Source organism: Brevibacillus sp. HB1.1 (assembly GCF_013332445.1).
GTDB lineage: Bacteria > Bacillota > Bacilli > Brevibacillales > Brevibacillaceae > Brevibacillus > Brevibacillus porteri.
The window spans coordinates 666,732-687,649 of the sequence record NZ_JABMIV010000001.1; the positions used below are offsets into that span (position 1 = coordinate 666,732).

Consider the following 20,918-nt stretch of genomic DNA (forward strand, 5'->3'; position numbering starts at 1 on the left):
ATTCATTTATGTAAGGATAGAATCACAAGGGGGAAAAATGAACGAGACCAGATCAAGTCGGGTAAAAGCTCGGCGCAAGAAATCACGTAAAACATGGGTACGTGTTGGAAAGAGCACGCTCCTATTTAGCGTATTGGCCATCTTCGTCGTCGGAACCTATTACCTATTCCAAACTGCCATGGATGGAAAATATGCCAACCCGAACGAGCAGCCTGCTCCTGATAATACTGTGAACCAAAAGACCTCTGTGCAGCTCACCTTTGTCGGTGACATCATGATGTCAGGGAATGTAGAGAAAACCTTACTCGCAAACAGCTATGACTACCCATTCAAGCATGTAAGCTCACTCTTTTTGCAAGATGATATCACGATTGCCAATTTGGAGACGCCGATCACTGCCACAGGTGTTGCCGCACAGAACAAGGCGTATGTCTACAAGTCATCGCCACTTGCTGCTCCTGCCATGAAAAACGCAGGGATTGATGTGGTGAATCTCGCCAATAATCACTCCATGGATCAAGGAGTTCCGGGATTGCTCGATACCTTTGACGCTTTGGACAAGAACCGGATTGAATACGTCGGCGCCGGAAAGGATGCCAACCGTGCCTATTCCCCTGTATTCATAGAAAAGAACGGCATCAAGATCGCGATTCTCGGCTTCAGCAGGGTCATTCCCGAAACAAGCTGGTTTGCAGGGGATTCCCAGCCAGGTATGGCCGCTTCCTATGATCCTACGCTAGCAGTGAAAGCGATCCAAAATGCGAACAACCAAGCGGATCTCGTCGTGGTGATTGCGCACTGGGGAAAGGAACGCTCCGATTATCCTGTCGATCATCAAGAAGAGTTGTCTCGTGCCTACATCGATGCTGGTGCAGATTTGATTGTCGGCGGTCATCCCCACGTACTTCAAGGCTTTGAACGATACAATGACAAATGGATTGCGTATAGTCTCGGCAATTTCATTTTCACACGATCAAGCGAACCCAAGACTTGGGAAACGATGGTTCTGCAAGCAAACTGTACGAAAAGCGGTGATTGTGAGCTGACGATGCTTCCGTTTCACGCAGAATTGGGACAAGCTGTACCCATGAATGAAAGCAACGGCGCTGCCCTGCTAAAACGTATTGAATCCATTTCTGAGAGTGTAGACATACAAAGTGACGGGCGTGTACAGCCGCGCGCAAAAGCGGTGGAGACTGCCCCCTGACAAAAGAAGCCGTGTTTCCAGGTAACTAGAAATACGGCTTTTCTTCTTATTTTTCCTCTTACTTACGCAGATTCGATAATGGGGAAGCAGCGAACTTCTAAGCCAAAATCATTTTTCAATAGGGACTCGTGCTCTTTACTGATTCCTGTCACGATCAAACCTGCACGCAATACGCCCCCCAAGTCGAATTGGACTTTTAGTTTATGCACGTTGACTCCTGCTTGCTGAAGGAAATACAAGACACGATCTGGCGTAGCAGTATGACATGAGCCCTCTAGATAACACAGGACGCGTTCCTCCGAATCCACCGTGACTCCTGCTTTGTCAGCCGTTTTTTCTTTCCAAGTAGGATGAGGTGTGAATGGCTGTGTCAATAAATAGGCCAAATCCTCTACAACTGCACTTGCTGTAGGGAGCTCTCCTGCCCCTCTTCCTGTAAACAACAAGTCTCCCACGATGTTGCCCGATAGCTGCACAGCATTAAACGCGTCGTGGATTTGCGCCAACGGATGACTCAGCGGAAGCATGGTTGGTTCAACAGATAGGCGAATTCCTTGTTCAGCTTGATAGGCCTGCGCGATGAGCTTGATCCGGTACCCCAGCTCACTCGCAATCCGAATGTGACCCGCTGATAAATCTGAAATCCCTTTACGAACAACATCTGCTAGCGGCAGCGATTCTCCGTAAACAAGCTGTGCCAGGATGTACAACTTGTACATAGCGTCAAAGCCTTCTACATCCGAACGAGGGTCTGCTTCCGCATAGCCCAACTCCTGCGCTTGCTTGAGCACTTCCTGATAAGAGAGCTGTTCTGCTTCCATTTTCGTCAAAATGAAGTTCGTTGTTCCGTTGAGAATACCGCGAACACCTTGGATATCGTTCGTGCGAAGGAACTGCCGGAGCACGCTCAAGATCGGGATGCCCCCTGCCACACTCGCTTCATAGGCCAGATGTACTTGATGCTGATTTGCCAAATCGACTAGCTCTGTTCCTTTTTTCGCCAGAAGTTCTTTGTTGGCAGTTACTACATGGCAGCCCTTTTCGATCAAAGCACGGACGTAGTCATAGGTAGGTTCTACACCGCCCATGACCTCCACCACGATATCCACATCGCTTCTCAATACTTCCTCAAAGTCAGTTGTCAGTAAAGCCGGGTCGACATGAACCGCCCGCTCTTTTTCCGAGTCACGCACCAAGGCCTTGACGATCTCAATTCGTTTTCCCAGACGAGAAGCCAGCTTCTCCTGTTGCGAACGGATCGTTTTGATTACGCCTCCACCCACTGTTCCCAATCCCAATAATCCCACGCGTACCACTTCTGCACTCATCCTGACCACCCCATACCCCGAATTTTAGATAAAAAGAAAAGCCATCTTCGATAAGAAGAAGGCTTGTTAGTAGCTAATGCTCCTCCTCCTTATCTCCCAGGACGTATATGTCCTGCAGGAATTGGCACCTTGTCACAAAATATGCGTGACGGTTGCCGGGCTTCATCGGGCCAGTCCCTCCACCTCTCTGGATAAAGAAAATATGAAATTAAAAAAAACCTTCTTCGCTAAGAAGAAGGTTCATCTACTAATGGAGTAACCCGCTTCTTATCTTTCGAGACGAAACGTCTCGCAGGAATTGGCACCTTGTCGCAATATGCGACGGTTGCCGGGCTTCATAGGGCCAGACCCTCCACCTCTCTGGATAAGAACTATTTATGCTGTTGAGCTTTATTCTAAGAAATTCCAAGGCAAGCGTCAACAAAATTCTTTCTTTTCTGATTGTAAGCTGATTTGACAAGGCTTTCAGTTGGGAGTGAACAGGCTTTCTACCTCTTCCATACTGCAGCAAGTGCAATGAAACACACCCTCCTGACCTTCCTCAGGCAGCTCTTTTTCCTCGACATATCCGCACCATTGGCAAATGAAAAGTTGAATCATCGCACGCCCTCCTCTTCTTTTATCCTGCCCAAAATAAAAAGAACATTTTCCGCTCGACCGTGACGATCGTTAGAAAATGCCAGAAAAAGAGGGACGCACTTGTCCACGCGCTGTTTTTCGCAAGCCATCTCTAACACCTCCCTATCTCCCGTAGGTCTATCAGTGTTGTCGAAACAGGCAGGTCTCCTGACTATGGGTTCATCGTCTAGCGTCGCCTTCCCCGTCTATTTTGATAGACCAGTGGCTTGTTGGACGCTGACTCCCCTCTTACAGTGGCGGGACCGTGTCGGATTTGCACCGAGCTTCCCTATTATCCTTGTGGCGAATTGTTACGCCCGAAGGAACCTGTTTCCACCTATGAAATTGTCTTTTCTCACTACCCTCCTCAAATTTTACCTTATTCTTCCTTGTTTAGCGAACATTGTTCGTGGATCAGTAGCCATTCCTTTCGCCACAAGCCACCCGAATAGCCTGTTAGACTCCCGTTTGCTCCTATAATTCTATGGCATGGCACAATGATGTTCAGCCGATTTTTTCCGTTGGCATTCCCGACAGCCCTCACCGCATTTTCCTTCCCAATCAACGCGGCTAGCTCCGTATACGTAATCTTGTGCGCATAGGGAATGGTGGTCAATGTGTGCCAGACTGATTTCTGAAAGTCTGTCCCTTTCATCCACAGGGGAACAGAAAAGGACTGTCTCTTGCCGGAAAAATATTCGTCCAGCTGTTGCCGGCAAACGAGGAGAGGCTCGTGGCAATTGTCTTCATGTTCAAGCAAAATGGGTTCGTCCCGATCTGTGAATAGGATAGAACATACCCCGTCTTCTGTCCCACTGATTTCCAAGACACCGAGGGGTTGTCTGTATCCTTTCCATACGAGACCTACCCTAAATACCGCTCTCTCAAAATGGTACTGTGGTGAGCTTCATGTCCTGCAATCACATAAGCCAACGTCCTTGCAGATAGCTTGTTTCCGTTGGCAATTCCTGTACGCAACCACGCTTCTGGAGAGATTCCTCGGACTTGCGCGATAGTCGAAGCACGTACAGCCTTATACTCTTCCAATAAATCAGAGAGGTCTCGTAGCTGAAAACACCCGTGTTCGACAAAAGCATTCTCATCAAAACCGACGAGGGGTGTCTGATCTCCTCTCGCGATTCTCAGTAAGCGATAGCTCATGATGCGTTCTGTATCGACGAGATGACCCAAAACCTCTTTTACCGTCCATTTGCTTGGTGCATACCGATAATCAATTTGCTCAGGCGCAAGTGACGAAAATAGCGCGACTTGCCTCTCTCCTTGTTGCGTAAGGATCGTTAGCAGCTCCCCCTCCGGTACAAGCCCAATATAATAGTCAAAATAAGCGGCGTATTCATCGCGCTCTGGTCGTATGAGCATGTATTTCCCTCCCTTTCATTTTGGATAGACAAATGATGTCTCCATTACTCATTATGTAATCCTTCAAACAATAGGACCCTTGCCGGGGCTGCATCCGTGCCGATCAGCTTGAGTGGTGCAGCTACCAGGAAATAATTGCCTGGGGGGACCTCCGCTAGCCGCAAGCCTTCCACGACAATGACGCCCGCTGCAAACAGTTTTTTATGGGTGGGGTGCCCTTCCTGACTGCGTTCGATTCCAAGTGCATCGGTTCCAATGCCCCGTACCCCCAGCTCACTTACATATTCTGCACCTTCCTCTGACAGAAAGATGAATTCAAAAGAGAACGCCTCTTCAAAAGAGTTTTTCGTTTTAAACAGGACAAAATCTCCTCGCTCAAGATCGAAGCTCTCCAAGTCGGAGCGAGTGATCCTGTCCTCTACCGCTGTGAGATCGAGAACCTTGCAACTGCCCACTAGCTTCTCCAATGAAATACTCTCAAATGTATCGCCAGCATTCACCATGTGCAGGGGAGCATCTACATGGGTACCAGAATGAAGATCCATATCGATTCTCGATTCTGTTACATAGCCATTGGTAGCGGTACGTATTTTCGGCTGCTTTTCCGGCTTGTTTTTATACACCGTCATTCCTTCGTACACGGTGGCGGTTACATCATACATTTTCATCCCAAATGCCCTCCCCTTTACTTACCGTTTTTTATGATCCGCAGGAAAAACGATTCCCATCTGTCTTCTTACTTCATCCATGACCTGCATGGTCGTTTTGGAGACATCATGTGAATTCGTTGTAGATTGTCTTGCCCCTATGCTTGCCAAGTGTAGGAACTCCCTAATTTCATAATGCATGGTCTTCGGGGTCTGCGGCCTTGTCACTTGCTCGATTCGTCCGTCTCTATAACGAATGTCCACTTCTTTGAGATGGTTGATTCGATCGATCACCATCGTGGCGTCCTCCCCTTGGATTTCTGCTGGCTGATAGGAGGTCGTAATTTTCGAAAAGCTAATGATTGCATCCATCTCTTGATACTTCAAAAGAATGCTGCCTTCCCCGTCCACTCCAGAATCAAGCACAATTCCTTCTGCCTTGATGTCGTCTGGTCTGCCAAAAAGGATGAGTAACGGATAAAGACAATAGATTCCGATGTCCATCAAGGCTCCGTTTGAAAAAGCAGGATCAAAAGCACGTAAAACCTTCCCTTCGCGATAGGCGTCATAGCGCGAAGAATATTGGCAATTGCTAGCAATATAGCGTCGTACTTTTCCCAGCTTGTGCAGGTTGTCTTGTATCGCAAAAAAATTGGGCAACAGCGTAGATTTGACAGCCTCCATGAGCAGCACGTCATTTCTTTTCGCTGCCTCGATCATTTCTTCTACCTCAATTGCATTGGAAGCCAGTGGCTTTTCACACAATACGTGTAGCCCCGCGTCCATGCACTGGATCGCTTGTTCCGCGTGGCAGGAGTTGGGGCTCGCGATATAGACCGCGTCCATATTTTTGCTTGCAGCCATTTCTTCTAGGCTGTTATAGGCGAATGGTGCATGGTACTTGTCAGCGAATTCCTTGGCGCGTTCGATGGTACGTGAATAAACAGCCTGAAGAGAAAATCCTTCTACTTCTTGACCAGCCTGGATAAATTCCTCGGTGATCCAGTTCGTTCCGATTACGCCAAATCGCATCTCATCCGCTCCCTTTTCTTTTGGTCTATCTCGTTGCAGTGACCGGCACTCGTTCTTCGACCTTATCCAGCCACCACACGAATCCGTCCGCAGCCAGCAATTGCTCTGCGGCCTTCGGTCCAAATGAGCCAGCTTCGTACGTAAAGAGCGGCACCAAATTCTCAGCGAAGGCTTCCAAAATCGGTGTCACCCACTCCCACGACAGTCGGACCTCATCCCAATGCGCAAAGTAGGTGGAATCTCCTCGGAGTGCATCGAACAAGAGCAGCTCGTACGCTTCTGGCACGTCTTTTGTCCCCGCACTGAAATCTACCGTCACCGGCTCAATCTTACCGCTATTTGTCGGATTCTTACTATTTACCTGCAAGGCAATACCTTCGTTCGGATTCACGCTAATGATCAACAAATTTGGCGATGTTGTTTCATTTTGCTCCTGATATAGCTTTTCGTGCGGATTTTTGAACTCAATGACGATCCTGGTTGATTTCTCTTGCAGTCTTTTTCCCGTACGAATATAAAAAGGTACCCCTTGCCAAAACGGGTCATCAATCCAGACACGAGTGGCAATATACGTTTCTGTCATCGAAACTGGATCGACACCAGGCTCGTCCCTGTAGCTAGCCACAGGTGTTCCTTGAATATGTCCTGCACTATACTGACCGCGAATCACGTGGGTGCGGACTTCTTCTTTCTTCATCGGACGCACGGCCGCCATCACCTTGCGCTTTTCTTCGCGGATATGGGCGGAAGTGATTCGCTTCGGAAGCTGCATGGCGATAATCATGAGCATTTGCAGCATGTGATTTTGGAGCATGTCGCGCAGTGCACCGGCTGGCTCGTAATATCCCGCCCGATCCTCGACGCCGACCGTTTCATTCGCCGTAATTTGCACGTTGGCGATGTACTGGTTGTTCCAAAGAGCCTGGAAGACCGGATTCGCAAATTCGAGAGCCTCGAGGTTTTGAACCATCGGTTTTCCCAAGTAATGGTCAATGCGATATATTTCTTCTTCCAAAAATGCTTTCCCCAGCTTTTCATTCAATTCTTCGGCAGATTGCAAATCATGCCCAAACGGTTTTTCAATGATCAGACGCTTCCAGCCTGTCGTTGAACCCAGTCCACTGACCTTAACATTGGTTGCAATTCCCTCGAAATATTGCGGGGCTACTGACAAGTAAAACATCCGGTTTTGCGGGATCTGCAGCTCTTGCTCTCTCTGCAGGACCAGATCATGTAACGTTTCATAAGCACGCGGCTCCATGACATCTACTTCCGCATAGCGACAAGCAGACAAGAAAGCGTCTAGTTCGTGGGAAGCAATCTGAGCTCGACGGGAAAACTCATGGACAGACTGGCGAACAGATTCCTGAAATTCGTCACCAGACCAGGCCCTTCTCCCTACACCGATAATCGAAAAGGCAGCAGACAACTTTTGATCTACATATAAGTTAAAGAGCGCAGGGAAAATTTTGCGTTTGGCTAAATCTCCTGTTGCACCAAAAAGGACAAAGGTCATCGCTTCCATCTACTTTTTCATTCCCTTCATACGTACGCCGTGATGATGGTTTTTGTAGTTACCCTATTATTATTCGAGAAAATCACTGCTTTATCAATATACAGCCTCACGAACGACGCAAGATTGCACGTACCGGACTCCCATCTGCTTCCATCAAAAGCAGCGGCAGTGCGATCAGTTCATAATCACCCGGTTCGACATGATCGAGCAGAAGCCCCTCCAAAATATGAATGTCATGCTGATGAAGCCCATGATGAGCAGCCAGTTCCTTGCTGTCCAATGGATCGACAGACGGGACATCTACTCCAATCAGCCGAATGCCTTTTTGGGCGAGGAACGCTGGTAAGTCCGCTCCCAGATGACAGATGGTTGACGGAAACTGATTGGGGTCGCTCCATGATAAGGTTTTGAGCAGCAAGCGTTCCACCCCCTCCAGATCTACCTGCGCAAAATCTTCTGGGCCAATGCTGGAACGTCCCGTAAGCTCTACCACTCTTGCCTCTCCAATATACAAGTCCAAAGGCAATTCAGCTATTTTTCGGCCATCGTCATCGAAGTGGAATGGAGCATCCACATGGGTGCCTGTGTGAATACTCATGGTTACTTTACCGACATTGACTGATCCGCTCTCCGCTTTGGGCCAGTTTACGACATAGTGAAAGGGAGTGTCCCCTGGCCAGGTCGGCATACCTGCCATGAGCGGACGGGATATATCTACTATTTTCATCACGTATCCTCCACCTTCCAGCAACTGTTCGTGCCTATACTCAGCGTACAAAAAAGACTATATTGAGTCAATATTCTAACATTTGCACCAAGAAAAAAGACCGCAGCTTGATAGCGAGCTGACAGTCTTTTCGTTGATGTTAGATTCTGCTATGAAGAGACAGGTAGTCCCACACCTCATCATAGATTCCGTTGTAATCCACTTGTTTCAAATGTTCTTTCAAAGTCCGCAACCACTCAATGGTTGTTGGATAGGTAGCTGCAATGGCCTCCCGTAGATCGCTCATTTGAATCGGGCGATCGACCCCTTTTGTTACAACATCATGCCAGACCTGCTCCGTTGCGAGCTCCACTACATACTCGATGTCTGCCCCCGAATAAAACTCTGTCCATCCTGCTAATTGCTCATAATCGAGCGTCTCAGAAGGACGGCCCTCTAGCTTTAAGCGAAAAATATCCTCCCGTGCTTGCCGATCTGGCGGTCCGACAAAAATCCAGTGATCAAAACCAGCTGCTCGGAGCATGGAAGGCTCCAATTCCCATGGAACGTTGGTTGAACCCATCAGGACGAATCGTTCGTCGTATTCGCCTGCCTCCGCTATCTGCTGAAGCCATTTGGAATCGATCCCCTGTCTAGGATAGGAGTTCGGATGCTCTTCGTAATGGCTGGAAGCGTCTAGTTCATCTAAAAAGAACAGAAACGGTTTATCGGCAGGGACTGTTGCCAGTAAGTCCTGGATGTTGAACTGCCTGTTCGACGGCGCATACATACTTCGACCGCCTGTGATCGCCATGGAGAAAAAATGAGCCTGACATTCTTCTGCGGTTGCTTTTGCTAGCAAAGATTTTCCGCACCCCGATGGTCCGTAGAGTAAAATGGTACTTTTCTTTTGAGACAACCGTTGCGAAATAGGATGTAGGAGTCTTTGAAAAATTGCCTCTTTTACTCGTCCAAGCCCGCCGACCATTCCAAAACCCGCCGTTTTCTCAACGAGTTGAACCGATTTCGCGGTGGTCTTCCCTTTGCCCCCTTCGATGACGCGTATCTTAGGTGAAAACATCGTATATGTAGAGGAATCCTTCTGATTGATCCCTTTTAACGTCCGCGAATATGGGGATTCCTTTTGTAGCTTGTTGAGTTCGATCACAATTTTTTCCTTCATCGCTTCATTTCCATAGGCAAGGGCCTGTGTAAACGCTTGTAAAGCCTCCGTACGATCCCCGTGCTCAGCATGCTCTAACCCTAATAACAGCCATACTGGGGCATTGCGTTGATCGCTCGTCAACATGCTTTTCAGTATTTCTATCTTCGTCATCTGCTTCATCCTCTGCGATCGTTCTGCTTCAAGCGATCGTTTAATATCACGGACATATCCATTATAATGCATACGTCTCGCAAGAAGAATACGAAAAGTAGGAAAAGATGGAAGAAGGGCTGTGACCGTCATCGTCATTCGAAAAAGACGCCTTCTGCTACGCAGCATCGGGCGTCCAAAATACGGTTCCTATTCTCTCGGCGGAAAAGCTCCGCCTTCCACACAAATGATGAACGAGAGTCCAAGATAAGGTTGCATATTATTATGAGGTTGAGTCCCGCCTGTGGTGCCGATTGCTTGCGGACTAAGCTGTGTCCCATCACTCGTGTTAGAGTAAGGAATGACAGCTCCCCGGCCAACGGTGGAAGACCATTTTGCGCCTGTTGGCGTATCCTCTGTAGGAGTTGAGCACGCATTCGGAACATGAGTATGTGCCGGAATATCGTTTTGCAGCAACGTTATGCTGCTTGAACCACCTGTCTCACCTACCACACGTGGTGTCAAGCCAGGTCCTTCCCCCTGGTTCATTGGAGCTGTAGCTCTTAAATTAGGAAGAGCAAATGTGGTCTTGCCATCTCCGCCATACTTCGCTCCCAATATCGAATACAAGACAGGATTGGAAGAGATCGCAATCAATTGTCCATCACAAAAAGCCCAGTCCCTCGGTGGGAAGTTGCCACTGAAAATACGAATTTCTCCAATATACGGATCCATATGATAGTGCCTCCTCTAGTTTCTTGACGGGTAAATCCCTTGAATTGCGATGCAAAAATTTCCGACCAAATACGGCTGCATATTATAATGTGGTGCACTGTTTCCTACCGTTTGCAGCGCACTCTCGCTCATCGTCGTATCCGGGGTTGTCCCATAGGTTGTAGCGGAAGCTTGTGCCCAGTAGTTCCCAGCGCATACTTTTTCATTGGCAACTGCATTCGAACCGCTTGCCGTATGGGTATGGGCGGGTATCTCATTTGTCGTTAATACATGCGTTTCTTCGCCGGCTGACATACCGAGCGTTACGATTGGGCGATCCAAGTTACGATTTGTATGAACGGGGACACGCCCTCTTAAATCTGGTAAAGCAAACGTGGTTGTCCCGTTCCCCCCATAAACAACTCCTACCAAGGAAAACAGTGCCTGGTTTCCGTTGATAGGTAGCAGAGCACCATTACACAAGGCCCAACCCTTTGGTGCAAATGGAAATGGAAAAAAGCGAATTTCTCCAAGAAATGGTTCCATGTAAAATCCTCCTGTTCGATTTGGATATTACTGTTGTGAAGGATAGATCCCGTACAGGGCAATGATGAAATTAATAACCGTAAACGGCATCAGGTTACTGTGTGGTTGATTCCCACCTACACTGCTCAAGCTGGACGCGTTCATTAATCCATCAGGTGCATTCGCTGAATATTGCTGCGCATTCTTTGCCCATACAGCATTGGCAGGGCTGTTCTGCGTTCCTGGCTGCGATGATGCATGGACCGTATGCGTATGCGCGGGCAATTGTGGGACGGTTAAGGTGACGGATTCTACACCATTTTTTTCACCCATCACGTAGGTAGTTCCTGTACCCGGATTTTTCCCTTGATTAAGCGGGATACGTCCCCGTAAATCAGGCAATGCAAAAGTCGTTTGTCCATCCCCGCCGTATGTGGTTCCAATCAAACTAAACAATGTGTCGTTTTCAGAAATAGATAAGATTTGTCCATTGCATAATGCCCAACCTTGTGGTGCATAATCTCCTCCAAACATCCTGATTTCTCCAATAAATGGCTCTGCCATGTTGCTTCCTCCTTATGTAAAGTGGTTATTTCCGTTGTCGAACGAACAGATTGGTCATTTTTGCAGACGTGGCTGCCATTCCATTTGGATATACAGCCCCGTTGAGTCAGTTACGATGAAATGAAGTCGTTCATATAATCGAAAGGCGGGATTCCCTTGTACAACATGTAAACGGATTGGTAATTGGAAAGCTTGAGCCTCTTTTTGCAGATCGCCAATCATACCAGAACCAACACCCTGTCCCCGATAAGCAGGCAGCAAAGAAATATCTACGAGGTGCAGTGCATCTCCGCTCGCATCCGTGATCATCCGACCGATAGGCTGCTCGGATCGAAGAATGATTTGATGCTTCTGAGCGGGAAACTGCATTTGGTAAGACTTCTGCTGCATGATAAACTGCGACTGTAAAAAAGCAAGCTTGTCCCCCTCACTCCAACCCCAAAGAGCCATTTCTTCGGTTCTCGTAGAACCGTACAATTCCCAAATAAATGCTTCGTCTTGCTCATATTCAAAAGGTCTGGTATGTACCATAATCCTCCTTGCATGCAATCGTTGTACTTTTCTGTTATTTGATCAGTTACCTGCTTGCATTCTTTCAGGCTGGATACGCTGACTTGTCTTTCCTATGTGTATCGCTCTTCCTCCTTCGAACTTTTTCTAATATCCCGGCTGATTAAATAGCAATCATCAATCATGATATCATTAGCCAAATTCCTTCTAACACTAACTAAAGTTAGCTCTTTTACATGAAAAACGCTTCGTCCCTATAAAAGAGGCGAAGCGTTTTATCTCCTGTGTACAGTTAGTCTTTTCCAGTACCTTCGTTATCCTCATTGTTCTTACCGTTGCCGCCTCCATTGCCATTGCTGCCACCGTTGCCGTTACCACCACCGTTGCCATTGCTGCCACCGTTGCCGTTGCCGCCTCCATTGCCTTTTCCACCACCGTTGCCGGTTCCGCCGCCGTTGCCTTTTCCACCACCGTTGCCGGTTCCGCCGCCGTTGCCGGTTCCACCGCCGTTGCCTTTACCTTGGCCTTCACCTGTTCCGCCGCCATAACCTTTGCCTTTGCCTTTGCCTTGGCCTTCACCCGTTCCGCCACCGTAGCCTTTACCTTTACCTTGGCCTTCACCTGTTCCACCGCCGTAGCCTTTGCCTTGGCCCTCACCTGTTCCACCGCCGTAGCCTTTACCTTTACCTTGGCCTTGACCTGCTCCGCCGCCCATTCCGCCACCTTGACCTGCTCCGCCGCCCATTCCGCCACCTTGACCTGCTCCGCCGCCCATTCCGCCACCTTGGCCTGCTCCGCCGCCCATTCCGCCACCTTGGCCTGCTCCGCCGCCCATTCCGCCACCTTGGCCTGCTCCACCACCCATTCCGCCACCGTGGCCTGCTCCACCACCGTGACCTTTGCCGCCGCCTTGGCCTGCTCCACCACCGTGACCTTTGCCGCCACCTTGGCCTGCTCCACCACCGTGACTTTTGCCGCCACCTTGGCCTGCTCCACCACCGCGACCTTGGCCGCCACCTTGGCCGCGTTTTCCAGATTTGACACTATCATAGGAATAAACAATGCTTTGGAACGTACGATTATCTACATTTCCTGTAACCGGAAACCCGTGTTTTTTCTGATAATGCTTTACACCTCGTACGGTAACATCATCGTAGTATCCATTGATTTGACCCGAGTAACTACCTAATGATTTCAACATCCCCTGAATCACATAAATATCTGGCCCATGTGCACCTTTGCCCACAGCCTGTCCCGTATGAGGAAGAGAAAACATCAGTGTGGCAGACAAAAAAGCTGCACCGATGATTTTCTTAACCTTCTCTGTTTTCATAAGAGAGCCCAGGCTCCCCGTTCCTTTTTTCATACACAAGCACCTACCTTTACTTTTTTTGTAACCTCCCTTACTATTCCCTACTTTTCTTTCCTATTGCATCTGGCCAATCTCGCTTCCTCTTATTTTTTGCTGATTGATCAACGTTTTTATGACTTGCAAAAATAAGGAAGAACCCATATACTTTGGTTCAAATGATTAAGTTTATTAACGGAGTGTGCAATGACGAATCCAACCTGCAATGAAAAAGCGATTCAAATATTTATGGAGTTAAGTCCATACTTCCAAGGCTTAGGTGATCCGATTCGGCAGCAAATTGTAGCTCTTCTCATCGACAAGGAAAGCATGAACGTAACACAAATCGCCGAGCATATTCCCATGTCTAGACCTACGGTGTCTCATCACTTGAAAATATTAAAACAGGCGGGCCTAGTAAACGTTCAAAAAAAAGGAACGGAGATGTTTTATCGGCTTGAAATTACAGAAGCGATCAGGCTTTTTAAGCAATTGGTGACTTTCGTCGAAGAAGAGTGCAACTGAATTTGAAACGTCACGAAAAGGGACAGTGTGTCCCTGTTTTTCACACTTATCCGTTAATAAACTTAAACGCATAAACCTTTAATCAAAGGAGAAATCTTCATGAATCTCACCAAAGTTTTAATTGTCGGCGGCTACGGAACGGTTGGGAGCCAAATTGCCAAGATCCTGCACGATCGCCACCCTACTCTCGAATTATTGCTGGGAGGAAGGTCTACGGGAAAGTCATTGCCTTTTACATCCGGTAGGCTAAAGCCTTTCCTCCTAGACATCTCCAAATCCGATCCTCTCGCCCATGCTCCTGATGATTTGACTTTGATCATTAGTGCAGTAAATGATCCTGATGACACTCTGCTTCTTGCCGCTGTTCGCCGACAGATTCCTCTGATTGACGTCACACGTTGGACAGAACGATTTACACGATCGATCGAACGCTTGAAGAATGAGAACATTGGCTCTCCAGTCATTCTCACCTCAGGGTGGATGGGGGGAACTGTAGCACTTCTTGCAAGCATACATACAGCTTCCCTGCAAGATGTCCAGATACATCTTCACGCCCTTTATTCCCTTCAAGACAAAGCGGGTCCAGATTCCACCGACTATATGGATCGTATGACGATTCCTTTTGCCGTCACCACACCGACTGGCGTAAAAGAAGTGACACCCTTGTCAGATCCGTTACCCGTCACCTTTCCGAATGGGTACCATGCGAAATGCTATCGTCTTGACACACCCGATCACATGACGCTCGTGAAAGCCCAAAACGTAACTGCCGCTGATTTTCGTATCGCCTTCGACAATAAACTGTCTACTTTTGCCCTCGTTTCATTGGTGAAAAGCCGGATATGGAACCTGCTCAGCAAAAGCACACGTCAAAAAATACTGTACAATCCAGGTGTAGGGTCACCTCACCATGTTGTCATCCAAATAAATGGGCGCAATCAGCATGGCATGAACGTGATACGCCAAGTCGAGATCACTGATCCGAAAGGGCAGACTCACCTAACTGCTTTGGGAGCTGCCATTTTTGCACAATCAATCATTCGGCAAAACGAAAACTCAACTGTTACGCCCGGTATTCTTTTTCCAGAGGATTTCGGCCATTTCGAAATGACTGCCGATGATATACTCCAGTTCTATCGATCCGAAGGGGTCCAGATTGTAATCCACGGCGAAACAAAAAAGAGTAGGACGGTTTGATCACCGCCCTACTCTTCATCATGTATCCCTTCCTTATTCAAAAAAAGTACGCGGGGATTTCCGCCATTCGCCCAGTACTTTTTCCTGTTCACTTGTAATAACCCCTTGCTCTGAAGCTATTCCCAAAAGTGCTGTGTAATTCGATATGGTGGAGCAAGGAATGCCTGCATCCTCAAACAAGGCTTGGGCATCTGGGAATTGGTAGCTGAAAATGGCTACGACCCCCAGTACCTCTCCACCCTCAGCCTGCACAGCTTGCGCTGCTTTCAAGGAGCTGCCTCCTGTGGAAATCAGGTCTTCAATCACGACGACCTTTTGACCAGCCGCCAATGCGCCTTCAATCTGATTTTGGCGACCGTGGCCTTTTGCCTTGTCCCGTACGTAAATCATAGGCAGATCAAGCAGCTCTGCTACCCATGCAGCATGTGGAATACCCGCAGTCGCTGTTCCAGCAACGACTTGCGCATCTGGGTACTGCTCCTTGATCAAATCGGCAAATGCTCTCGCAATGGCACGGCGCACATGTGGATAGGACATCGTGATCCGGTTGTCGCAGTAGATCGGGGATTTGATTCCGGACGTCCATGTAAAAGGTTGTTCCGGTCGCAAATGAACTGCCCCGATTTCGAGAAGGTTCGCTGCAATATGTTTAGCGGTTGTCATTGTCGTCATTTCCCTTATTCCCTCCAGCTGGCTACTTTACGAACGATCTTTGTCCACTGCTGCGACGATACTTTTCCAGACACCTACCGGATCTTTTGCACCCGTAATCGCGCGTCCGATCACGAGGTAATCACTGCCCAAGCGAAATGCCTGTTCCGGCGTCGTGATGCGCGTCTGATCGCCTTGATCTGCTCCCAGTGGACGAATTCCTGGTGTTACGGTTACAAATGTGTCTCCAGCAGCTTTTTTGATCATCGGTACCTCTAGTGGAGAAGCAACTACCCCATCCAAACCAGCTTGCTTGGTCATCAGCGCATAGTGCACCACAACATCTTCTACATCACCTGGAATCGCCAATTCTTGATTCATCGTTTGCAAACCAGTAGATGTCAGCATCGTCACACCGATCAGGAGGGGACGAGCAGCACCTGCCGCTGTCCCTTGCTCCAAACCTTCTCTCGCTGCCGCCATCATGGCTACGCCGCCTGCCGCATGCACGTTTACCATGTCTGCTCCCAGACGCGCCAGGCTTCTCATCGCGCCTTTTGCTGTATTGGGAATATCGTGAACCTTCAAGTCGAGGAACACTTGGAGTCCTTTTTCCTTCAAGAAGGAAACGATCGCTGGACCTTCTGCGTAAGCGAGCTCCATCCCCACTTTTACATAGCGGATATGCCCCTGTAGCGGCTCGATGCACTTTTTGACTTCATCCAGTGTGGAAAAGTCGAGCGCAACAATCATGCGTTCGCGAATATCGGTTAGTTGTTGTTGCACGCTGCTCTCCCCTTTTTATACGGTTACTGCCACTTTGGCACCAGCACGCTGGGCTGGCATTGCTTCTGTAGAGAATGTGATCGTCTCCAGTACGTGCAGGAGAGCGGAAGCTGTATCGAGTGAAGTCAAGCATACGGCGCCGTTCTCTACTGCTTCCCGACGAATGCGGAAGCCGTCGCGTTGTGGCGTTTTGCCTTTTGTTAGTGTATTGAGTACGATGTTCGCTTCTCCTGTATGGATGACATCCAACAGGTTTGGCGTGCCCTCAGACAATTTGCTTACGCGTGTTACTTGCAGTCCCGCTTGCTCCAAATAATCTGCTGTGCCTGCGGTCGCCATCAGCTTGAAGCCGAGGTGGCGGAAGCGTTTCACGATGTCTAGCGCTTCTTCCTTGTCTTTATCAGCAACTGTCACGAGCAATGTGCCTTGTGTCGGGATATTCATGCCCGCTGCGACCAAGCCTTTGTACAATGCTTTTGCCAGTGTGCTCTCGCGTCCCATGACTTCTCCGGTCGATTTCATTTCAGGGCCGAGCGTAATATCGACGCGACGCAGCTTTGCGAAGGAGAAGACTGGTACTTTGACAGAAACCATCGACTCCTCTGGATGGTAGCCTGGTGTAAAGCCTTGTTCGATGATCGAGTGACCAAGGATCGCTTTCGTTGCGATGTTTGCCATTGGAATCCCCGTTACTTTGGAGAGGAATGGCACCGTACGGGACGAACGCGGATTGACCTCGATTACGTATGGACGGTCTTTATAGATGACGAACTGGATGTTGAGCAAGCCTTTGATTTGCAGGGCGCGCGCCAGCTTTGTCGTCATGTCAATCAGCTCATCCTTGATCGCTTGGGACAAGGATTGCGGAGGATATACAGCGATAGAGTCACCGGAGTGCACCCCTGCGCGTTCGATATGCTCCATGATGCCTGGGATCAAAACATTTTCGCCGTCGCAGATCGCATCGACTTCCGCTTCTACCCCCACCATGTAACGGTCAACCAGTACAGGGTGATCAGGATTTACCTTCACCGCTTTTTCCATGTACTCCAACAGTTCGGACTGGTTGTAGACGATTTCCATCGCACGTCCGCCAAGTACGTAGGATGGGCGAACCAGCACTGGGAAGCCAAGTCCTTCTGCTGCCACTACTGCCTGGTCGACTGACGTAACCGTTTTCCCTGGCGGTTGGGCGATTTCCAGCTCGCGCAGCAGCGCTTCGAACTTCTCGCGGTTTTCCGCGGCGTCGATGTTTTCGAGACTCGTACCCAAGATTTTGATTCCGCGTGCAGCCAGCTTGTCAGCCAGATTGATCGCGGTTTGTCCGCCGAATTGTACGATGACACCCTCTGGTTTTTCTACATCGAGAATGTTCATGACGTCTTCAATGTACAGCGGCTCGAAGTACAGGCGATCAGAAGTGTTGAAGTCTGTAGAAACGGTCTCCGGGTTGTTGTTGATGATCACTGCCTCATAGCCCGCTTCTCTCAGTGCCCAGACAGCGTGGACAGTCGCGTAGTCAAACTCGATTCCTTGACCGATGCGGATTGGTCCAGAACCCAGCACAACCACGCGCTTCTTGCCAGTCTCGATGCGCTCGTCTTCTACTTCATACGCGGAGTAGTAGTACGGTGTTTGCGCTTCGAATTCTGCCGCGCAAGTATCTACCATTTTATATACAGGTACAAAGCCTTTTTCTTTGCGCATCGCGTGTACCGCTTCTTCTGTCTCACCGCACAGCTCGGCAATTTTGCGGTCTGTGAAGCCCATGCGTTTTGCTTCGTACAGCTTCTCACTCGTCAAGCCTTTTGCCAGTTCCGCTTCAAAAGCAATCATTTTATGGAACTTATGCAGGAAGAACAGATCGATCTTGGTCAGGTTGTGCAGTTGTTCGATCGTCCAGCCACGACGCAGTGCTTCTGCCAGCAGGAAGAGGCGTTCGTCATCCGCGTGCACCAGTCGAGCTTTCAAATCTTCCTCGCTGATTTCGCCTGCTCCCTCGATCTCGATGTGATAGCTGCCGATTTCCAAGGAACGGATGGCTTTCATGATCGATTCTTCAAAAGTCCGACCGATCGCCATGACTTCTCCAGTCGCTTTCATTTGCGTACCGAGCTTGCGGTTTGCGGATTGGAACTTGTCGAATGGCCAGCGTGGGATTTTGCTGACGATGTAGTCCAGTGTTGGCTCGAAGCATGCGTATGTTTGGCCTGTCACCGGGTTTTTCAGTTCATCCAACGTGTAGCCGATTGCGATTTTGGCTGCCATCTTTGCGATTGGGTAGCCTGTTGCCTTGGAAGCCAGTGCAGAAGAGCGGCTCACACGCGGGTTCACTTCGATCACGTAGTATTGGAAGCTGTGCGGGTCGAGTGCGTATTGTACGTTGCAGCCACCCTCGATACCTAGTGCCCGGATGATGTTCAGTGCGGATGAGCGCAGCATTTGATATTCGCGATCAGCCAGTGTTTGGCTAGGTGCTACTACGATGGAGTCACCTGTATGCACGCCGACTGGGTCGATGTTTTCCATGTTGCAGACTACGATGCAGTTGTCGTTGGCATCGCGCATCACTTCGTACTCGATTTCTTTCATGCCGGCAATGCTTTTCTCGATCAAGCATTGCGTAATCGGGGAGTATTTCAATCCGCTTGCGACGATCTCGCGGAGGGTTTCTTCATCTTCACAAATTCCACCGCCTGTACCACCCAAGGTGTAGGCAGGACGAACGATGATGGGATAACCGATTTCGTTTGCAAAATCGACAGCTTCTACGACCGTGCTCACGATGACGGATTCAGGTACCGGCTCACCCAGTTCATTCATGAGAGAGCGGAACAGGTCGCGGTCTTCTGCTTGCTTAATCGATTCCAGCTTGGTTCCGAGCAGCCTTACATTTTCTTGCTCGAGAACGCCTGCTTCTGAGAGAGCAACAGCCATGTTCAAGCCTGTTTGACCACCAAGTGTAGGCAACAGTCCATCCGGCTTCTCTTGACGAATGACGCGCGCTACGAATTCAGGTGTGATTGGCTCTATATATACTTTGTCCGCCATGTTTGTATCAGTCATGATGGTCGCCGGGTTGGAGTTGATCAGAACTACCTCCATGCCCTCTTCTTTTAACGCTTCGCATGCTTGCGTGCCTGCATAGTCAAACTCTGCAGCCTGCCCGATGACGATAGGTCCAGAGCCAATTACGAGGATTTTTTTCAGATTATCTTGTTTTGGCATGAGTTTTTTCCTCCTTAGCGGTTTCCATCATCGCAAGAAACTGGTCGAACAGGTAGCCGGAATCATACGGACCTGGAGCTGCTTCTGGATGGTACTGTACTGAGAATGCATTCTTCGCTGCATGACGTACGCCTTCGACGGTGCCATCATTGAGTGCGATATGTGTAACTTCCAGTTCCGTGCCTGCCAGTGAATCTTCTTTGACTGCATAGCTGTGGTTCTGGGATGTGATATATGTGCGTCCGGTTGGCAGCTCTTTTACTGGATGGTTGCCGCCACGGTGTCCGAATTTCATTTTCGTCGTGTCAGCGCCAGATGCTAGTGCGAACAGCTGGTGACCGAGGCAAATTCCGAACAGAGGATATTCACCCAAGATTTCGCGAATCATCTCTACAGCTTGCGGTACATCCTTCGGGTCCCCAGGGCCGTTGGACAAGAGAATCCCGTCTGGTTGAATGCGGCGAATCTCTTCTGCTGTCACATTGTAAGGCACGACTACTACGTCGCAATTGCGTTTGGTCAGCTCGCGCAAAATTCCGTGCTTCGCGCCGAAGTCTACCAGTGCTACCCGATGACCTGTACCTGGGCAACTGAAGACGCTTTTCGTAGAAACACGTGATACTTGGTCTGTCATCAATGTCGTGCCGTTCAGGGCAGCAACCAATTCAGCCAACGGGGCTTCACTGGTTGTAATCATGCCCTTCATCGTGCCGTGGTAACGAATTTTTCTCGTCAGCATCCGGGTGTCGACTCCAGCAATACCTGGGATGTCGTATGTTTTCAGCAGTTCATCGAGTGTGTTCGTATTGCGCCAGTTGCTAGGCGCCTCGCAATGCTCGCGAACAACGAAGCCGTGAATGTATGGACGAACAGCTTCAAAGTCGTCTCGATTGATCCCGTAATTTCCGATTAGCGGGTATGTCATGGTGACGATCTGTCCGCAGTAGGATGGGTCGGACAAAACCTCCTGATAGCCAGTCAGCCCTGTATTGAAAACCACTTCCCCGTAGGACTCCTTTGTCGCTCCAAATGCTGTCCCGATAAATTCTGTTCCGTCTTCCAAGATCAATCTTGCACGCATCTATGCTCCTCCTCCATTGTCGTGTAAAAACTTGTGTCTC

21 protein-coding genes, 1 pseudogene and 3 riboswitches are annotated in these 20,918 nt (G+C 49.1%); of the genes and pseudogenes, 3 read left to right on the plus strand and 19 right to left on the minus strand.

The features are described 5' to 3' along the window. Nucleotides 1–37: 37 nt before the first annotated feature. Entirely contained in the window at nucleotides 38–1,207 is a 1,170-nt protein-coding gene (locus tag HPY27_RS03270) for a CapA family protein (protein ID WP_173622151.1), read from the plus strand. 62 nt (nucleotides 1,208–1,269) lie between these two features. Here the strand turns inward: HPY27_RS03270 and HPY27_RS03275 are convergent, their stop codons facing one another. The 15 genes and pseudogenes from HPY27_RS03275 to HPY27_RS03335 form a co-directional block, all read right to left on the minus strand. Continuing rightward, nucleotides 1,270–2,535, minus strand: coding sequence for a homoserine dehydrogenase (locus HPY27_RS03275; protein WP_174224335.1), 1,266 nt, complete (start codon nucleotides 2,533–2,535; stop codon nucleotides 1,270–1,272). A gap of 86 nt (nucleotides 2,536–2,621) precedes the next feature. Further along, nucleotides 2,622–2,733: riboswitch (SAM riboswitch) on the minus strand. A 66-nt stretch (nucleotides 2,734–2,799) separates the two neighbouring features. Further along, a riboswitch (SAM riboswitch) is annotated at nucleotides 2,800–2,906 on the minus strand. 94 nt (nucleotides 2,907–3,000) lie between these two features. Further along, nucleotides 3,001–3,135 (minus strand): hypothetical protein, encoded by a 135-nt coding sequence (locus HPY27_RS30325; RefSeq protein ID WP_017249489.1) that lies wholly within the window; start codon nucleotides 3,133–3,135, stop codon nucleotides 3,001–3,003. Nucleotides 3,136–3,294: 159 nt separating this feature from the next. Then, a riboswitch (cobalamin riboswitch) is annotated at nucleotides 3,295–3,499 on the minus strand. Nucleotides 3,500–3,532: 33 nt separating this feature from the next. Then, nucleotides 3,533–3,808: a methylated-DNA--[protein]-cysteine S-methyltransferase gene (locus tag HPY27_RS30540; protein ID WP_371814302.1), complete on the minus strand. Its 276-nt coding sequence runs from the start codon at nucleotides 3,806–3,808 to the stop codon at nucleotides 3,533–3,535. Nucleotides 3,809–3,823: 15 nt separating this feature from the next. Continuing rightward, a pseudogene (locus tag HPY27_RS30545) lies at nucleotides 3,824–4,000 on the minus strand (methylated-DNA--[protein]-cysteine S-methyltransferase); the annotation flags it as partial. A gap of 17 nt (nucleotides 4,001–4,017) precedes the next feature. After that, a complete protein-coding gene (locus HPY27_RS03285; RefSeq protein ID WP_017249492.1) occupies nucleotides 4,018–4,533 on the minus strand; it encodes a DinB family protein in 516 nt (171 codons plus the stop codon). A gap of 44 nt (nucleotides 4,534–4,577) precedes the next feature. Next, entirely contained in the window at nucleotides 4,578–5,201 is a 624-nt protein-coding gene (locus HPY27_RS03290; protein WP_174224337.1) for a cyclase family protein, read from the minus strand. A gap of 21 nt (nucleotides 5,202–5,222) precedes the next feature. Next, a complete protein-coding gene (locus HPY27_RS03295; protein ID WP_174224338.1) occupies nucleotides 5,223–6,212 on the minus strand; it encodes a Gfo/Idh/MocA family protein in 990 nt (329 codons plus the stop codon). Nucleotides 6,213–6,237: 25 nt separating this feature from the next. After that, a complete protein-coding gene (gene zwf, locus HPY27_RS03300) occupies nucleotides 6,238–7,737 on the minus strand; it encodes a glucose-6-phosphate dehydrogenase (RefSeq protein ID WP_174224339.1) in 1,500 nt (499 codons plus the stop codon). Nucleotides 7,738–7,834: 97 nt separating this feature from the next. After that, nucleotides 7,835–8,455, minus strand: a complete 621-nt coding sequence (gene kynB / locus HPY27_RS03305) for an arylformamidase (RefSeq protein WP_174224340.1) — start codon at nucleotides 8,453–8,455, stop codon at nucleotides 7,835–7,837. Nucleotides 8,456–8,594: 139 nt separating this feature from the next. Further along, nucleotides 8,595–9,770 carry an ATP-binding protein gene (locus HPY27_RS03310; RefSeq protein WP_173622156.1) on the minus strand — a complete coding sequence of 392 codons (1,176 nt, stop codon included), beginning with the start codon at nucleotides 9,768–9,770 and terminating at the stop codon, nucleotides 8,595–8,597. 189 nt (nucleotides 9,771–9,959) lie between these two features. Beyond that, entirely contained in the window at nucleotides 9,960–10,484 is a 525-nt protein-coding gene (locus HPY27_RS03315) for a phage tail protein (protein ID WP_173622157.1), read from the minus strand. A 15-nt stretch (nucleotides 10,485–10,499) separates the two neighbouring features. Beyond that, nucleotides 10,500–11,009 (minus strand): phage tail protein, encoded by a 510-nt coding sequence (locus HPY27_RS03320; RefSeq protein WP_173622158.1) that lies wholly within the window; start codon nucleotides 11,007–11,009, stop codon nucleotides 10,500–10,502. A 27-nt stretch (nucleotides 11,010–11,036) separates the two neighbouring features. After that, nucleotides 11,037–11,552, minus strand: coding sequence for a phage tail protein (locus tag HPY27_RS03325; RefSeq protein WP_174224341.1), 516 nt, complete (start codon nucleotides 11,550–11,552; stop codon nucleotides 11,037–11,039). A 54-nt stretch (nucleotides 11,553–11,606) separates the two neighbouring features. Further along, on the minus strand, nucleotides 11,607–12,083 hold the full coding sequence (locus HPY27_RS03330; RefSeq protein WP_174224342.1) for a GNAT family N-acetyltransferase: 477 nt from the start codon (nucleotides 12,081–12,083) through the stop codon (nucleotides 11,607–11,609). Nucleotides 12,084–12,354: 271 nt separating this feature from the next. Next, nucleotides 12,355–13,395: a peptidoglycan-binding domain-containing protein gene (locus HPY27_RS03335; protein ID WP_254612804.1), complete on the minus strand. Its 1,041-nt coding sequence runs from the start codon at nucleotides 13,393–13,395 to the stop codon at nucleotides 12,355–12,357. A gap of 222 nt (nucleotides 13,396–13,617) precedes the next feature. Here HPY27_RS03335 and HPY27_RS03340 point away from each other — a divergent pair, with 222 nt between their 5' ends. Continuing rightward, nucleotides 13,618–13,935 carry an ArsR/SmtB family transcription factor gene (locus tag HPY27_RS03340; RefSeq protein WP_007728447.1) on the plus strand — a complete coding sequence of 106 codons (318 nt, stop codon included), beginning with the start codon at nucleotides 13,618–13,620 and terminating at the stop codon, nucleotides 13,933–13,935. 99 nt (nucleotides 13,936–14,034) lie between these two features. Next, on the plus strand, nucleotides 14,035–15,132 hold the full coding sequence (locus HPY27_RS03345) for a saccharopine dehydrogenase family protein (RefSeq protein ID WP_174224344.1): 1,098 nt from the start codon (nucleotides 14,035–14,037) through the stop codon (nucleotides 15,130–15,132). A 33-nt stretch (nucleotides 15,133–15,165) separates the two neighbouring features. Here the strand turns inward: HPY27_RS03345 and pyrE are convergent, their stop codons facing one another. Genes pyrE through HPY27_RS03365 form a run of 4 tightly spaced genes read right to left on the minus strand, consistent with a single transcriptional unit; the run spans nucleotide 15,166 to nucleotide 20,878 of the window. Next, nucleotides 15,166–15,804: an orotate phosphoribosyltransferase gene (gene pyrE / locus HPY27_RS03350; RefSeq protein WP_174224345.1), complete on the minus strand. Its 639-nt coding sequence runs from the start codon at nucleotides 15,802–15,804 to the stop codon at nucleotides 15,166–15,168. Nucleotides 15,805–15,831: 27 nt separating this feature from the next. Continuing rightward, nucleotides 15,832–16,569, minus strand: a complete 738-nt coding sequence (pyrF, locus tag HPY27_RS03355; protein ID WP_017249506.1) for an orotidine-5'-phosphate decarboxylase — start codon at nucleotides 16,567–16,569, stop codon at nucleotides 15,832–15,834. A gap of 15 nt (nucleotides 16,570–16,584) precedes the next feature. Then, nucleotides 16,585–19,797 carry a carbamoyl-phosphate synthase large subunit gene (gene carB / locus HPY27_RS03360; protein WP_173622162.1) on the minus strand — a complete coding sequence of 1,071 codons (3,213 nt, stop codon included), beginning with the start codon at nucleotides 19,795–19,797 and terminating at the stop codon, nucleotides 16,585–16,587. After that, complete coding sequence (locus tag HPY27_RS03365) at nucleotides 19,781–20,878, minus strand: carbamoyl phosphate synthase small subunit (RefSeq protein ID WP_017249508.1); 1,098 nt, start codon at nucleotides 20,876–20,878, stop codon at nucleotides 19,781–19,783. Before HPY27_RS03365 ends, carB begins: the two co-directional genes overlap by 17 nt. Nucleotides 20,879–20,918: the final 40 nt, after the last annotated feature.